The organism is Streptococcus ictaluri 707-05 (assembly GCF_000188015.2).
In the GTDB taxonomy this organism is placed as follows: domain Bacteria; phylum Bacillota; class Bacilli; order Lactobacillales; family Streptococcaceae; genus Streptococcus; species Streptococcus ictaluri.
Window position 1 is genome coordinate 92,414 of record NZ_AEUX02000007.1, and the last position, 15,247, is coordinate 107,660.

At 37.6% G+C, this 15,247-nt stretch carries 14 protein-coding genes and 1 other RNA gene; 6 read left to right on the top strand and 9 right to left on the bottom strand.

Translation table 11 applies throughout. The features are described 5' to 3' along the window. Positions 1–26: 26 nt before the first annotated feature. Both pbp1a and recU read right to left on the bottom strand, forming a co-directional pair. Positions 27–2,195, bottom strand: coding sequence for a penicillin-binding protein PBP1A (gene pbp1a, locus STRIC_RS08160; RefSeq protein WP_040832303.1), 2,169 nt, complete (start codon positions 2,193–2,195; stop codon positions 27–29). Further along, complete coding sequence (gene recU, locus STRIC_RS08165) at positions 2,164–2,790, bottom strand: Holliday junction resolvase RecU (protein WP_008090331.1); 627 nt, start codon at positions 2,788–2,790, stop codon at positions 2,164–2,166. The genes pbp1a and recU overlap by 32 nt, the downstream gene beginning before the upstream one ends. Before the next feature lie 79 nt (positions 2,791–2,869). Between recU and STRIC_RS08170 the strand changes: the two genes are divergently transcribed. The 5 genes from STRIC_RS08170 (at position 2,870) to STRIC_RS08185 (ending at position 6,884) form a co-directional block, all read left to right on the top strand. Next, positions 2,870–3,388 (top strand): SLOG family protein, encoded by a 519-nt coding sequence (locus tag STRIC_RS08170; protein WP_008089786.1) that lies wholly within the window; start codon positions 2,870–2,872, stop codon positions 3,386–3,388. Positions 3,389–3,506: 118 nt separating this feature from the next. Next, the gene (gene gpsB / locus STRIC_RS08175; RefSeq protein ID WP_008089675.1) at positions 3,507–3,833 is read left to right on the top strand and encodes a cell division regulator GpsB; all 327 of its coding nucleotides are present in this window, start codon (positions 3,507–3,509) and stop codon (positions 3,831–3,833) included. A gap of 14 nt (positions 3,834–3,847) precedes the next feature. Further along, positions 3,848–4,214: RNase P RNA component class B (gene rnpB, locus STRIC_RS11930), an RNA gene on the top strand. A 62-nt stretch (positions 4,215–4,276) separates the two neighbouring features. Beyond that, a complete protein-coding gene (locus STRIC_RS08180) occupies positions 4,277–5,431 on the top strand; it encodes a THUMP domain-containing class I SAM-dependent RNA methyltransferase (protein WP_008089965.1) in 1,155 nt (384 codons plus the stop codon). A gap of 13 nt (positions 5,432–5,444) precedes the next feature. Then, complete coding sequence (locus STRIC_RS08185; RefSeq protein ID WP_008090194.1) at positions 5,445–6,884, top strand: cell division site-positioning protein MapZ family protein; 1,440 nt, start codon at positions 5,445–5,447, stop codon at positions 6,882–6,884. Positions 6,885–7,000: 116 nt separating this feature from the next. Here STRIC_RS08185 and STRIC_RS08190 read toward each other — a convergent pair whose 3' ends face one another. From STRIC_RS08190 to STRIC_RS08205, 4 genes are all read right to left on the bottom strand, one after another. Continuing rightward, positions 7,001–7,483: an S-ribosylhomocysteine lyase gene (locus STRIC_RS08190; RefSeq protein ID WP_008089921.1), complete on the bottom strand. Its 483-nt coding sequence runs from the start codon at positions 7,481–7,483 to the stop codon at positions 7,001–7,003. Positions 7,484–7,736: 253 nt separating this feature from the next. Next, positions 7,737–9,140, bottom strand: a complete 1,404-nt coding sequence (locus STRIC_RS08195) for a short-chain fatty acid transporter (RefSeq protein WP_040832305.1) — start codon at positions 9,138–9,140, stop codon at positions 7,737–7,739. A gap of 137 nt (positions 9,141–9,277) precedes the next feature. After that, the gene (locus tag STRIC_RS08200) at positions 9,278–10,612 is read right to left on the bottom strand and encodes a GntP family permease (protein WP_008090062.1); all 1,335 of its coding nucleotides are present in this window, start codon (positions 10,610–10,612) and stop codon (positions 9,278–9,280) included. Between the two features lie 161 nt (positions 10,613–10,773). Continuing rightward, positions 10,774–11,553, bottom strand: a complete 780-nt coding sequence (locus STRIC_RS08205) for a 3-hydroxybutyrate dehydrogenase (RefSeq protein WP_008089857.1) — start codon at positions 11,551–11,553, stop codon at positions 10,774–10,776. A gap of 175 nt (positions 11,554–11,728) precedes the next feature. Between STRIC_RS08205 and STRIC_RS08210 the strand changes: the two genes are divergently transcribed. Then, positions 11,729–12,544: an IS982 family transposase gene (locus STRIC_RS08210; protein WP_008089930.1), complete on the top strand. Its 816-nt coding sequence runs from the start codon at positions 11,729–11,731 to the stop codon at positions 12,542–12,544. Positions 12,545–12,555: 11 nt separating this feature from the next. Here STRIC_RS08210 and STRIC_RS08215 read toward each other — a convergent pair whose 3' ends face one another. From STRIC_RS08215 to STRIC_RS08225, 3 genes are read right to left on the bottom strand one after another with little or no spacing between them, the layout of a single operon-like run. Beyond that, on the bottom strand, positions 12,556–13,215 hold the full coding sequence (locus STRIC_RS08215) for a 3-oxoacid CoA-transferase subunit B (protein WP_008089686.1): 660 nt from the start codon (positions 13,213–13,215) through the stop codon (positions 12,556–12,558). Positions 13,216–13,217: 2 nt separating this feature from the next. Further along, complete coding sequence (locus tag STRIC_RS08220; RefSeq protein ID WP_008089709.1) at positions 13,218–13,868, bottom strand: CoA transferase subunit A; 651 nt, start codon at positions 13,866–13,868, stop codon at positions 13,218–13,220. Positions 13,869–13,890: 22 nt separating this feature from the next. Continuing rightward, positions 13,891–15,078 carry an acetyl-CoA C-acetyltransferase gene (locus STRIC_RS08225; protein ID WP_008090258.1) on the bottom strand — a complete coding sequence of 396 codons (1,188 nt, stop codon included), beginning with the start codon at positions 15,076–15,078 and terminating at the stop codon, positions 13,891–13,893. Between the last annotated feature and the right edge of the window lie 169 nt (positions 15,079–15,247).

A 15,247-nucleotide genomic window follows, 5' to 3' on the forward strand; every position in this document is an offset into this window, starting at 1 on the left:
TCGAGTTTTTCTCGAATTCTTTTTTATTATTGATTTGTTTTCTTATCATCAGAATTACCAGATTCAGCATGTGAGTTGGCGTTATCACTTGTTTCAGTCGTGGTGTCACTTTCTGTATTAGCTTCACTTGAACTTTGAGTTGATGATGTTGTGGTGTTATTTCCATAAATATTGTTATAAACAGAGCCGGTCATATTACTATTATTGCTATAAGTACCGCTTAAGTATAGGAAACCTCCACTACGGTAAAGACCGCTAGGCATTGTCCAATCTTCACTATATCCGTCAGTCAGATAAGTCATCATATGACGATAAACATCTGTAGCAATCTGTAGGCCATAGCCATAGACAGGAGTCATTCGATTTTTATAACCAGTCCAAACTGCCATAGCATATTTGTTTGTATAGCCGACAAAGTTTTCATCTGGTGCTATTGTTCCTACATAATCAGGGTATAGACCATATGTTTCACCAATTTTGGCTAATTCCTCATCGGTGTAGTTTGAAGTACCTGTTTTACCAGCTTGAGCGACGCCAGGAATGGCAGCAGCCGTACCTGTACCATAAGTTAAAACAGTTTTTAACATGTCGGTCATCATGTAAGCTGTTGTTTCTTTCATAGCACGCTTGCCTTTATCTTCAAAGACTTTGCTTGTGCCATCACTAAACTCAATTTTATTAACATATTGAGGTTTGTAGTAAAGACCACCATTAGCAAAGGCAGAATAAGCAGCTGCCATTTTCTCACTACTAGCACCATATTTGATGTCTGTACTACTATTGTTACTTGAAATAGCGTTGGAGTAGTGCATTTCAGGGTAATGAATACCTAGACCGCCTAAGAAGGACTCAGCATAATCAAGTCCTGCGGCATCAAGTGCTCGAACTGCAGGGACATTACGTGACAGCATTAGTGCGGCTTGGATAGTCATCCAACCATTATACTTGCGGTCCCAGTTAAAGAGTTGAGTAGTGGTTCCAGGCCAGTAATAAAAAGAGTCATTGGTATTCTGAGCAGTAGAAGTATAGGCTCCGGACTCTATGGCTGGACCATAATCAGTGATTGGTTTCATGGTAGAACCCCAGTCTCTATCAGTTAGAACGGCTTGGTTTGTTCCAAAAGAGACATTGGTGTCTTGATTACGTCCGCCAAGCTGAGCAATGACATGACCATTGGTAACATCCATGATTGTTGAAGCTACTTGGAAATCAGCATCTGGGTAGTAGATATAGTCTTCAGAGTTGTAGATATTGTATAAGGTTTGTTGTGCTTCAGTGATAATATTGGTATAAACTTTTAAACCAGCTGTAAAGATATCTTTATTGGTTTCTTTTTTAACCTGTTCAATAACCTGTTTGAGGTAGTTATCCATGTATTTTGGATAAGTGGAGCGTTCTTGTAAAGGTTGCAAACCATCCGCAACAGGTGTTGCTAAAGCAGCATCAAACTCTTCTTGAGTAATGTTTTTTTCAGAAAACATTTGTTGTAAGACAACATTACGACGATTTTGAGCTGCTTCGGGTTGGGTATAAGGGTCATATTGGCTTGGGGCTTGAGGGATACCTGCTAATAAGGCTAATTGAGCATAGGATAAATCTTTAAGGTCTTTACCATAATAAGACTTAGCAGCAGTGAGCATACCATAGTTACCATTACCCATATAAACCTTATTGATATAGAAGGTTAAAATCTCTTGTTTGGTGTATTTACGCTCCATCTGAAGGGCTAGCCAAACTTCTTGGGCCTTACGTTTTAAGGTTTGATCTGATTCATTGGTTGAAAAGTAAGCCAGTTTGATTAACTGCTGATCAAGAGTGGAGCCCCCTTGAGTGGTTTTGCTGGTTAAATTATGAAAAGCTGCACCTAAGATACGATAGAGGTCTACCCCACGGTGATTGAAGAATCGTTTATCTTCAATAGAGGTAATGGCATTGACCAAGTTAATAGGAATACTATCAGCTGTCACATTTTCTCGTTTTTCAGATCCTAAGTCAGCGATTAAGTTGTTATTGCCATCGTATACAAGGCTTGAATTGGTTGATTTAAGCTCAGCTTCTGATAATTTTGGAGCACTGCTAATATAAAAAGCAAACAAAAGTCCGCCCAAAACGATTGTCACAATGATAAGACTAAGTATAGCGCCGAGTGCGTATTTTAGTAGTTTAAGAATTTTTGGATTTTTGATTGTAATCACCGCCTAAAAAATTTTGTTCTATAATGTCTAAGTAAGGGACCTGAGGAAATGCTCCCATTACTATCTCAAAGCCATGTTTTCTGATATAATCGAGTGGCATGGATTTGTTCCCGTGATCGATTTGATAAAAATCAATCAATGCTTTAGCAGGTAAATAATAGGTTTCCTTAAGAGTCGAAAAGTGAAGAAGGACAAAACAAATGCCTTGTTGCTCCAAGACGCTGGACATGTGCTCAATTTGGTGCGCATGAAAGTTTTTCATAGGCATAGCAGTCTTTTGTCTAGTCTCCTTGGCCTCAAAATCAAGATAAAAGCCCTTGTAAACCCCAGAATAATCCGTAGTAGATGCTTGTCTAAAGTAGGCTTCCACAATCTTGGCGCGACTACGCTTTGGGTAATCAACTTTAACAATTTGAACGGGGGTTGGTTTTTTATGAATAACAGCAATCTTCTTTGTCAAATAAAAGTCATTTGTGGCATTGATAGCTGCTTCAAAAGACATGCCTCGATTGGCAAAATTAACCTTTGATTTCTTAACTTGAGTAGGAATGGGACTTGTTTTTTTTCGAATAAGATTATGTGGGTAGTTGACCATTATTCTCCTAACATTAATCTACTTAATCATAAATTTAAGCATTTTTATTATAACATATTTTTAGGAAGGATAACACATAATGACTGAGATTCTAGTGACTGGTTATAAGAGTTTTGAACTAGGTATCTTTGATGATAAAGATAAGAAAATAGGCATTATTAAAAAGGCTCTGCGTAAAGATTTAGTGGCTTATTTAGACGAAGGGGTCGATTGGTTTATTCTGACAGGAAACTTAGGTTTTGAATACTGGGCTTTGGAAGTATTAAATGAGTTAAAGCAGGACTATCCCTTAAAGACAGCTACAATCTTTCCCTTTGAAAATCATGGAAGTCAATGGAATGAGAAAAATCAAGAAAAATTAGCTCTTTTTAAAGCTAGTGATTTTGTTAAGTTTAGTTTTCCCTCTTATGAATCACCTCAACAATTTAAACAGTTTAAACAGTTTTTGATAGAGAACACTCAAGGGGCATATCTTTTTTATGATAAAGAACATGAAAGCAATTTGAAATATATCCTTAATATGATGGAAGAAAGTCAGCGTTATCCCGTTAAAACCTTGACTTTTGAAGATTTAAATGAGGTTCTTGAAGACTGGTAACGCTTTTTTAGATACCACTGGTATTTTAATACTTGCTTTTTAAGGTATTTTTCTGTATTATTAAAAGTGATATCAAGGTGTGATATTTGAAAAAGATTGACCGTTTGGAGAGCATAGAATGACAAGTATTATTTATAGTCCAAAAGACATTTTTGAACAAGAATTTAAAACCAGCATGCGTGGCTTTGATAAGAAGGAAGTTGATGAGTTCCTTGATAATGTGATTAAAGATTATGAGAACTTTAATGCACAAATTGAGGCGCTAAAAGCAGAAAATGAAGCTCTTAAAAAAGCTAAAGCGCAAGCACGTCATTCTATGGGCAACCTTTCACAACAAACAATTGCACAGCCAACAAGGGTTGCGCAATCTGCTACTAATTTTGATATCTTGAAACGTATCAGTAAGTTGGAAAAAGAGGTCTTTGGAAAACAAATTATCGAGTAATTAACAAAGGTGCGATTTTTGGATAATCGCGTAGTATTTCAATACTATGAGGAAAGTCCATGCTAGCACTGGCTGTGATGCCAGTAGTGTTTGTGCTAGGCGAACAAATAAGCCTAGGGATGTGCTTTGCACATTACGGCGAGAGAAATGGCTAAGTCTTTGATATGCCAGAGTATTTCTGAAAGTGCCACAGTGACGCAGTTTTTATGGAAACGTAAGAAATGGAACGCGGTAAACCCCTCAAGCTAGCAACCCAAACTTTGGTAGGGGCATGGGATAGTTGGAAACGAACAAGCTATCCTGACTGTTTAAACAGTAGACAGATGATTATCGAAGGAAGTGAGACCTAGTCATTTCTGGAACAAAACATGGCTTATAGAAAATTGCATAATAGGTTAAGCTAGCTCATGCTAGCTTTTATTTGGTTAAAGAGAAAGAGTAAGATGAAAGAAACATTTAAATTAGTAGCAACGGCAGCAGCCGGACTAGAAGCTGTAGTTGGCAAAGAGGTCAAGGATTTAGGTATAGCCTGTCAAGTTGAAAACGGCAAGGTCTTTTTTGACGGAACTATAGAAACCATTGCCAAAACCAATCTTTGGCTACGTGCTGCAGATCGTATTAAGATTATAGTAGGACAATTTCCAGCTAGAACTTTCGAAGAATTATTTCAGGGAGTCTTTGCTTTAGACTGGGAAAATTACCTTCCTTTAGGAGCTAAATTTCCTATTTCAAAAGCAAAGTGCGTTAAATCAAAACTGCACAATGAGCCAAGTGTTCAAGCGATTACTAAAAAGGCTGTTGTAAAGAAATTGCAAAAGCACTTCCATAGACCAGAAGGTGTACCTCTTCAAGAAATTGGTGCTGAATTTAATATTGAAGTGTCAATCTTAAAGGATAAGGCAACGATTATGATAGACACAACTGGCTCAAGTCTCTTTAAAAGAGGGTATCGTGCACAAAAAGGTGGCGCACCAATTAAGGAAAATATGGCTGCAGCGATCTTACAACTATCAAATTGGTTTCCAGATAAACCTTTAGTCGATCCGACATGTGGTTCAGGAACTTTCTGTATTGAAGCTGCCTTGATTGGGATGAACATTGCTCCAGGATTTAACCGTTCTTTTGCTTTTGAAAATTGGAACTGGGTAGATAAAGATTTGGTTCAAAGAGTTCGTGATGAGGCTGAACAGGCTGCTAATTATGATATTGAGCTTGATATTTCTGGATTTGATATTGATGCTCGTATGATAGAGATTGCTAAAAGTAATGCTGAGGAAGCTGGATTAGCTGATGTGATTCAGTTTAAACAGATGCGACTTCAAGATTTTAAAACAGACAAAATTAATGGCTTCCTTATCTCAAATCCACCATATGGAGAGCGCTTGCTTGATGACAAAGCTGTTGACATCTTGTATAATGAAATGGGTAAAACTTTTGCACCATTGAAGACTTGGAGCAAATTTATCCTAACCAGTGATGAGCAATTTGAAAAGAAATATGGTCAGGTAGCTGATAAAAAACGCAAACTTTACAATGGTACATTAAAAGTTGATTTGTATCAATTTTACGGCGAAAGAGTTAAACGTCATCTAATCTAGAAAGGTAAGAAACGTGTCAGAAAAGAGTAAAGCATTTGAAAATGAATCGCAATCTTTAGAATTGAATGAAGCTAAAAATATGACTATCGGTGAAGCAGTCCGAAAAGATTCTGAGATAAAAGCAGGTGTGACTGAAGATGATAGTGTTTTAGATAAATACATAAAACAACACAGAGATGAAGTCTCTTCCCAAAAATTTGATTCTAAATTTAGTGAGTTGGATACCGCCACTTTAGACAATTTTATTAAAAAGCAACGTGAAGAGCTTAGTAAAGCAGGTTTAGTTGAAGCCGATACACATGAAAATGAATCGCCTGAGAATATAGAAGTTCAACCTGTCGTTCCTACAAGTGATTTTACAGAAAAGGGGCTAGCTGATATTTCAAAAGAAGACGTATCAGAAAATGTTCCAAGCAATCATAAGGGAACTGAAAGAGATAGCTTTTTAGTGTCTTCTAGACAAGAATCTAGAGAGCCAAAAAAGAAAAAAAAGATACTCATTAGTTTACTGTTATTACTGTTAACCCTATTAGCCATTTTATTTGCTTACCCTTATTTTAATGCGTCAACAAATCATTCTAAGGCTACAACAAATGCGACTAGCCAAAAACCAAAGGCAAGCAAAAAGTCAGCTTCTAACAAAGCTAAAACGAATGCTAAGGCCTTTGAGCAGTTATATAGTTCTTTTTATACGGATGCCGATAAAACAACATTAAAAAATAGTCAGTTTGATAAGCTTCCGGATCTAGAAGCTTCCCTTAAAGCATTGAAGGGGACAGCTTATTATGACAAAGCAAAAGATGAGTTAGCTACTTTGAAAAAGCAAATCACTGCTATTCAAGCAGTCAATGCTAAATTTATGACGGATGCTATTGTTGATGGTGAAAAGGTTGAAGCAAGTGTCAAAACGGATGCTAATTTTGATGACTTAGCAAGTGAGACCTTAAGTACTGGTAATGCTAGTTTAGATTCTCTATTGCAGGCAAGCGTTACAGCAGGTCGTCAACAATTAACGGCTAAAGCAGATGCTCAAAGAGCTGCACAGGAAGAAAATGCTAAGCAAGAAGCACAAGCTAACTCAGCAGCTCCAGCTCAGGCACCTTCACTTGCTCCATCAAGCTCTCCTTTAGTGGCTTACGGCATTAGAGAGTTTAACCCGTCAAGTCTACAAAGACAATTATCAAGAGTACCTTATAACCAAGACATGATTGCAGATAGCGCAAATAGTGCTTGGCTATTTAATCCTGGTATTCTCGAAAAAATTGTGGCAACCTCTCAAGCTAGAGACTATATTTCAGGTAATAATTACATCTTAGAGCCTGTTAATATTGTTAATGGCAACGGCTATTACAATATGTTTAAGCCAGATGGCACTTACTTGTTCTCCATTAATTGTAAAACAGGATACTTTGTTGGAAATGCTAAGGGCCACTCAGACGCTCTTGATTATTAAACGACAATGATGATTAGTAAAAAAGTCTATAGAAACCTTCCTTTGAGGGTGTTTCTATAGACTTTTTTTGTTAAGGCGGTGTCAAGAGTTTAAAAGATCAGACTGAATATTTTTCTTTAAATTAAATGACGTTCAAACGGATCATCTGAAATTCCTTGATCTAGAATTAGCTGTGCCCACTCTTTAGCCGCAAATAAACTGTGGTCTTTGTAATTACCACAAGATTCAATTGTGGTACCAGGAACATCATCCCAAGTAATAGCTGTAGCGATTTCTGTTAGGCTATCTTTGATGACTTTAGCAATCTCATTTGCAGAATGTCTGCCCCACATGATAAGATGAAATCCTGTTCGACAGCCAAATGGAGAGCAATCAATCATGCTATCAATACGTTGTCGAATTAGTTTAGCTAAAAGATGCTCGATAGTATGTAATCCAGCTGTTTCAATAGAATTCTGATTGGGTTGTACTAAGCGAACATCAAAGTTAGTAATAACATCACCTTTAGGCCCGAACCCTTCTGAAATAAGACGAATATATGGTGCTTTTACAATGGTATGGTCAAGTTCAAAACTTTCAACAATAACTTCTTTTGTCATGGGTGACTCCTTTTCTTTCTATGTAATATGATAGCATAAATCTAACTTATTGAACATGCTCAAGAAGGGAGATAGATGGTTATCAAAAGAAAAAGTTCAATGGTTGGTACATTGAACTTTTTTTGGTATAAGTTGGTAATTTTGGTTTTATGCTCATCTAAGTGTAGGAGATTTGCCACTAGATAAGTATGGTTTTATCAGAACCTATTGTGATAAGGATGAATAGGTTGGTGTCTTATTGCCGATTGTTATCTTAAAAAAGGAGATAAATAATGGCAATAACAGTAATAATCAATACACTTGGGATAGTGTAGGCAACGATTTGGTTGAATTTCAACTTGAAGTTTGACAAGTATGATAATGCCCAGAATGGAACAATAAGGTTTGTTGTCGCATCACCAAGTTGGTAAGCTTGAAGGATTTTCCCTAAATCATTACCAACTGCCAAGGTAGCAGGAACGATGTAAGGTGCTTCAATAACGAATTTTGATCCGCCTGAAGGAACAGCAATGTTTAATAAAGCTGAGTAGACATAAGCAAATACTGGCCAAGTTCTACCGTTTGAGATGCTTACAAAGAAGTGAGAGATTTCAAGTCCAAGTCCAGTACTTTGGATAATACCAAAGATACCAGCATAGAATGGGAATTGAAGAACCAGTCCCCATGAAGACATAACACCTGCTTTAAATAAAGAAGCATAGTATTCAGGACCTTGTTGACCACAAAGAAGCAGTCCAAGACCTAGGAATAAGAAATTGAAACTGTTAAGATCAAGTCCAGCAAGTCCTACGATTGAGAAATTATAAACGCTGTAGCCAAAGATTGCACCACCAATAAGGTACATAACAAGGCGAGAAGAGTTCATTTTTTCTGCTGGAGTGTTACGTGCAATTGAAATATGTGAGGTATTGTTAAGACTATTTTGGTAGATTTCTTCATCAAGCTCTTCAATCTTAGCTTCATCTTTTGGATGAGCAAAGAGAGCAAAGACAAGAGGAACCATCATACACACTACTAATAGGCTAATAAATTGGATGTTGAAGACAGAGTCTGTAAGTGGTACACTTTCAGGCACCAAGTTTTTGTAGCTTTCTGCCACACTGTTTTTAAGGTAGTTAGGCGTTGCAGAATAAAGTACAGCAGCACCTGAGATACCTGAAGTCGCTGGTAAGAAGGTGAAGAAAAGTGTTGCCACAAAGAGTGGTGTGTGAACTTTAATACCTTTTTGTCTTGCTTGAACGAGCAATTCTTTACCAAAAACGATGGCAACCATCATTCCTAGTCCCCAGTGGAAGTAACCAAAGAATGCTCCCACGATGATTGAGAAGATGAAGATTTGTGCACGTGAGCGAGGCAATTTTGCCAAGAATTTGAACATTTTGTGGGCAGGAGGTGAACTAGCAACGGCATTACCAGTTGCTAATAGGATCGTCATCTGCATGGCAAATGATAAGAGACCCCAGAATCCGTTTACCCAACCGTGGATGATACCACCAGTTTTTTCAGTTCCAATAAATGATGCATCTGTCATGAAGAATGCCATGGTAACAACGATGAATGTTAAAATGAAACAGATAAATAAGGATTGAGGCATCCATTTCATAAACCCATCAATGTATCGGTCCATGAAGCTTTTCTTTGTAGTATTAGTCTTCATTATATCTTTTTATTTCCTTTCAAATAGAAATTGTAATAGTTTTTAGATGTAATAGGTAGGTTTGATAATAATGATAGGAGGAAATAAAGCATGGTAGTAACTTTATTTTAAATTGATTATTAATAAGGGAGTAACTTCTAACCAAGCACCATGTTAGAAAGGATAATCACAACTAATGCAATTGAGGTGCTTCCTGCAACCGAAATGAATGTTTCTTTAAAACCTGTTTTGTGGTTTAAACCAGTCAAGGCTAAGAAAGTAAGTAGAACACCACTTTGTGGTACCACTGTAAAGATATTTGAGGCAATGGCAGACACACGGTGAATCATTTCTGGTTCGATACCTTTATCTAAATAAAATTGAGCAAAGTTTGGTAGGACAATTCCTAAAGATCCTGAAGATGATCCTGTGATAGTTGTAATAGAAGATGTTAAAACAGTCAAACTGATTAAAGGATCACCAGGTAGGTTTAAGATAAGTTTTGAAAAGACGTTAAATCCAACAGATGTTACAACAACTGATCCAAAGGCAACAGCAGAACCAGTTGCAAAAATAGGACTAATAGAAGCAACAGCACCTAAGTTGATGGTTTTAAGGGTTTCAGCGATGAAGTTCTTAAAGAGAACAACTGCTAATAAGATAGCCACAAGAAGTGCAATGTAGATAATGTTTTTCTTTAAGAACTCTCCACCAAAGATACTACCAGCTAAAGCAATCACAATGAGTGACGCAAGGGGTGCAATACTTGGTAAGAATTTTGGAAGTTCTCTTTCTTCCACCACTTCAGCAGTATCTAAAGCATAAGTGGCGTATGTTTCACCTTTTGCAATACTCTTATTTAGGCAATGTTTCATATAGAATAAGCCAAAGACCACACAGCTGATAGAACCCAAAACACTTGGGATAGCTGCCGCTGTTAGGGATGTATTAAGGTATTGAATAGGGATAACGTTTTGAATTGAGGGAGTACCTGGAAGGATTGTCATTGTAAAGGTTGCAATACCAAGCCAAAGTGGTGATTGAACCAAGTGCCAAGACAAGTCAATTTTTTTGAAGAGGCTACGTGCCAAAGGTAAGACAGCAAACATAACCACAAATAGGCTAATGCCACCACAAGTTAGAATTGAGCTAATAACAAAGATGGCTACCATGATTTTATAAGGACTATCATGGCCAACTTTTTCTAAGATATAGTTAGCAATTGAAGTAGTCGCTCCACTAGCTTCCATTAATTTCGCTAAAATAGAACCTAGTAAGAAAACAGCGAAGTAGTTAAGTATATAGCCTGAAAGGGCACCCATATACTGATTTGGCTCTTTTCCAAGTAGTGTAACGACCGGATTCATTTGATTAAAAATGATAACGATAGCAGTTGCTAGAGGTGCAGCTACTAAAATATTAATTTCCTTTAATGAGAAATAGATAATGGCTACGATAGCTAATAAGACACCGATAGAACCGAGAATTTCCATAATTATTGTTTCTCCTTACAAGATTAAAACAAAGAAAATGGGCCTAGACCTGTACTCCTTTAAAAGTTTGATAGTAGCTATCTCACTTAGATTTGGCTGTTTACTTGACAAGTCCAAAGGCGCAGTGCATAATCTAGTCCCATTTCTTCATTTACATGTTATTATTGAGCAGTGTAACCACCGTCTAAGATACATGCTTGACCAGTAACACCTTTAGCTTTATCGCTAGCAAGGAATGATACGTAATCAGCAATTTCTTGAACGTCAATTAAACGTTTTTGAGGTACAAGTGGGTACAATACTTCTTCTAAAACATTTTCTAAAGCGATATTACGTGTTTTAGCAAGGTCTTCGAATTGACCACGAACAAGTGGTGTGTCAACATAACCTGGGCAAACCGCATTAACTGTGATACCAGATGCAGCACCTTCAAGTGCAGTAACTTTAGTAAGACCTAAAAGACCATGTTTTGCTGAGTTGTAAGCTGATTTACCAGCAAATCCGATAACACCGTTGATTGAAGCCATGTTGATAACGCGTCCACGTCCTTGAGCTTTCATTGTTGGGAAAGCACGTTTGATAGCGATGAATGGAGCAGTAAGCATGATTTTGATCATGAATTCAAATTTTTCAACTGGGAAATCTTCAATCATTGAAACGTGTTGAAGTCCAGCGTTGTTGACAAGGACATCAATACGTCCGTATTTTTCAACAACAGTATCGATAGCATTGTTGATAGCTTCTTCGCTAGTAACATCACATACTACGCCAAAAGTATCATAACCAGCTGCAGTGTACTCAGCAACAACTTCGTCTAATTTAGCTTGGTTGATATCTGAGAAAACAACCGTTTTATCTTCTTTAAGGAAAGTTTCCCCGATTTGTTTACCAATACCGCTAGCTGCGCCTGTAATAAATACAACTTCTTTAGAATGACTCATAATTCTTCCTCACATATCCTTTATTTGTTTTTATTATTTACCCGTGGTGCTAGTTAATCTCAAAATACAATAAAAAGCCCAAAAGGACTATACTGTAAGTGCCTACACAAACAGGAGGTTAGTCCAAACGAGCCACTTACAGTATACAGCTAAATCCCATCACTTACAATGGAATATGCGTCAATTATCAAAAATTTGTTCTCAGTTTTATCAAGATTATTGTCCGGAAGACTTCAAACACCGTCGTAACGTCTGTCTGTCCAAAGTTTCAGACCAATCTCTTCTAGTTTTACTGCTATTACAAGCTGAACTAGGTATTAAATCACAACGTCACTTTTATAGGATTTGTCAGCTATTTCCCTGCGGTACATTACTAGAAAGAAGTCGCTTTAATAGGCGTGCAAGACAGTTGATTTGGCTGGTTCAAGTGATTCGTCAGGCAATGAACACTCAAATTTCTCCCAATACCATTGTTATTATAGACAGCTTTCCTTTGCCACTTTGTCAATCTATTCGTAACCACAGGGTCAGACTTTTCAATGGGATAGCTAATATTGGTTACACCGCCTCTAAACATATGTGGTTTTACGGTTTTAAGGTTCACATGCTAGTGACCTTATCAGGCTACATTCTGAATTATGTTGTCAGCCCAGCCTCTGTTCATGATATTAAGGCAGTTTACGAGTTGCTAGAAAGGTGTGAACAATCCGTCATTTTAGCAGACTTAGGTTACCTTAACCGTGAGCTGAAAGATGAGTTGAAGCAAAATGGCTATCACCTCTGGACTCCCTTGCGTCAAAATATGGAAGGGGCTAAACAGCATAATCATTGGAAACTAATGGCTATGAGACGAACCATTGAGACTAGATTTTCAGAACTTTGTTCCCTTTTTGATATGGAACGAACACTGGCTAGGGGCATGACAGGGCTGCAATTGAGGATTGAACAAATCATACTAGCTTACAATTTGAGATATTTTGAAATTAACTAGCACCATGGGTATTATTTAGTTTTGTCAATTAGTTTAGCTTCTGTAGCTTCTTGAACTTGCTCAAATGTGAAATCTGGATGGATTTCGATGGCACATAGTCCTTCTTCTTGATATTCGAAGACACCCATTTCTGTAATGATCATGCTAACAACATTTTTAGCTGTTAATGGTAATGAGCATTCGTTAAGGATTTTGTGCTTACCTTTGTTAGTGTGCTCCATGGCAACGATAACTTTTTTAGCTCCAACAAGCAAGTCCATGGCACCACCCATACCTGGAACCATTTTTCCTGGGATAAGGTAGTTAGCAATGCTTCCATACTGGTCAACTTGAAGAGCACCAAGTACAGTAGCAGCAACGTGGCCACCACGGATGATACCAAATGATGTTGAGCTGTCAAAGAAAGCACCGCCAGGGATAATGCTAACAGGTTGTCCACCAGCATTAACGATAGTTGGGTCGAAAGTTTCTTCAGTAGCAGCTGTTAAACCAACAAATCCATTTTCAGATTGAAGTGTGATTGTTACACCTTCAGGGATGTAGTTAGCTACTTTTGTAGGTAAACCAATACCAAGGTTAACCAATGTATTGTCTTCGAGTTCTTGTGCAACACGTTTTGCAATACGTGCTTGAATTTCATCTTTTGATAGGACGATTTCTTCTACGGCCATTTTTATTCTCCTTTCACCAAATAGTTTACAAAGACACCTGGAGTGTGTACGAAGTTAGGATCCATTTCGCCTACTTCAACAATCTCTCTTGCTTCAACTATTGTGGTAGTAGCATTTGCTGCCATAACGTGGTTAAAGTTGTTTTCTGATCCAGCGTATTGTAGGTTACCAAGTTTATCTGCTTTGTTAGCAAAAATAAGGGCAACATCTGCTTTAAGAGGTGTTTCAAGAAGGAAATCTTTACCGTCAACTGTGATGACTTCTTTGCCTTCTGCAACAAGAGTACCGATACCAGTTGGTGTTAAGAAACCACCAAGTCCGAAGCCACCTGAACGAATACGTTCAGCAAGTGTTCCTTGAGGAACAAGGTGAATAGTAGTTTCACCTTCATTCATTTGGCGACCAGCTTCACGGTTCAAACCGATATGAGAAGCGATGATAGTTGAAAATTGCTTGTTAGCAACCATTTTACCAACACCTTTATCTGGGAAACCAGCGTCGTTACAGATAAGAGTTAAATCTTTAACTCCTTTTTCAACTAGAGCATCGATAAGCTTTTCAGGTGTTCCATTTGTCATGAAACCACCAACCATGATAGTGTCACCATCATTAATGTGTTTAATAGCTTCTGCGATTGTTATTTCTTTACACATTGTTATTCTCTCTTTCCTTCAATTATTGTTCGTTTTTAACAATAACGGCAGTACCTTGTCCGCCACCGATACACAAAGTAGCTAGACCATTTTTAGCTTGACGTTTTTTCATTTCGTGAATCAATGTAACAAGGATACGAGCTCCACTTGCACCGATTGGGTGACCAAGAGCGATAGCACCACCATTGACGTTGACGATTTCTGGGTTTAATTCTAAGTCTTTCAAAACAGCAAGTGATTGAGCTGCAAAAGCTTCATTTGATTCGATTAAATAAAGATCAGATACTGATAAACCAGCTCTTTCAAGGGCTTTTTTAGAAGCAGGAATAGGACCAGTTCCCATTAGTTCAGGAGCAACCCCTGCACTAGCATAGCTTGTAAGTGATACAAGTGGTTTAAGTCCAAGTTCTTTAGCTTTTGTTTCTGTCATCAACATCACCATAGCAGCACCATCATTAATACCTGATGCGTTACCAGCTGTCACAGTACCATCAGTTGGCATGAATGCTGGGCGTAGTTTAGCAAGTGTTTCAACAGTTGTACCTGGTTTTGGATACTCATCTTGAGCCATAAGAATTGGATCTTTTTTACGTTGTGGAATAGAAACGGGAACGATTTCTTCTGCAAAACGATTTGATTCAAGAGCTTTAGCTGCTTTAGCTTGGCTTTCTTCAGCAAATTTGTCTTGATCTTCACGAGTAATACCATATTCTTTAGCAACGTTTTCAGCTGTGATTCCCATATGGTAGTTGTTGAAGGCATCAGTTAAACCGTCATTAACAAGTGTGTCGCTAACTTTGCCGTTTCCTAAACGTTGTCCTAAACGTTGGTTTTGAAGAACATAAGCTGCTTGTGACATGTTTTCGACACCACCAGCGATAACGATTTCTGAATCGCCAACCATGATGCTTTGAGCTGCCAACTCGATAGCTTTAAGACCAGAACCACAAACCATATCAAGAGTGAAGGCTGTTTTGTCGTTTGGAATACCTGCATGAACGGCAACTTGTCTAGCAACGTTTTGTCCCAAACCAACGTGAAGAACATTTCCTAAAATGACTTCATCAACCATTTCTGGTTTCACTTCAGTTGTTTCAAGGATACGTTTTAAAACAGTTTTACCAAGCTCTACTGCAGAGATATTTTTAAATGATCCCCCAAAGGCACCAATAGGTGTACGTAATGCTTCAACAATGACAATTTTTTCCATAATGTTAAAAGTTCCTTTATTTGATTAGAGAGCGCTTTCCTTATAACTATGATATCAGAAATACTTTCACAAAAAAATACAGAAATTTTATATCTCTATAAATTTTTTTGATAGTATTAAAAATAGATGTATAGATTTTAATAAGAAGTTACCCGTGGTGCTAGTTAAT

Excerpts from the sequence above, each read along its gene's own strand:
- STRIC_RS08190 (WP_008089921.1), bottom strand. The coding sequence starts at position 7,483 with ATGACAAAAGAAGTTATTGTTGAAAGTTTTGAACTTGACCATACCATT.
- STRIC_RS08215 (WP_008089686.1), bottom strand. The coding sequence starts at position 13,215 with ATGGCCGTAGAAGAAATCGTCCTATCAAAAGATGAAATTCAAGCACGT.
- STRIC_RS08225 (WP_008090258.1), bottom strand. The coding sequence starts at position 15,078 with ATGGAAAAAATTGTCATTGTTGAAGCATTACGTACACCTATTGGTGCC.
- recU (WP_008090331.1), bottom strand. The coding sequence starts at position 2,790 with ATGGTCAACTACCCACATAATCTTATTCGAAAAAAAACAAGTCCCATT.
- STRIC_RS08170 (WP_008089786.1), top strand. The coding sequence starts at position 2,870 with ATGACTGAGATTCTAGTGACTGGTTATAAGAGTTTTGAACTAGGTATC.
- STRIC_RS08180 (WP_008089965.1), top strand. The coding sequence starts at position 4,277 with ATGAAAGAAACATTTAAATTAGTAGCAACGGCAGCAGCCGGACTAGAA.
- gpsB (WP_008089675.1), top strand. The coding sequence starts at position 3,507 with ATGACAAGTATTATTTATAGTCCAAAAGACATTTTTGAACAAGAATTT.
- STRIC_RS08200 (WP_008090062.1), bottom strand. The coding sequence starts at position 10,612 with ATGGAAATTCTCGGTTCTATCGGTGTCTTATTAGCTATCGTAGCCATT.
- STRIC_RS08210 (WP_008089930.1), top strand. The coding sequence starts at position 11,729 with ATGCGTCAATTATCAAAAATTTGTTCTCAGTTTTATCAAGATTATTGT.
- STRIC_RS08205 (WP_008089857.1), bottom strand. The coding sequence starts at position 11,553 with ATGAGTCATTCTAAAGAAGTTGTATTTATTACAGGCGCAGCTAGCGGT.
- STRIC_RS08220 (WP_008089709.1), bottom strand. The coding sequence starts at position 13,868 with ATGTGTAAAGAAATAACAATCGCAGAAGCTATTAAACACATTAATGAT.
- STRIC_RS08195 (WP_040832305.1), bottom strand. The coding sequence starts at position 9,140 with ATGAAGACTAATACTACAAAGAAAAGCTTCATGGACCGATACATTGAT.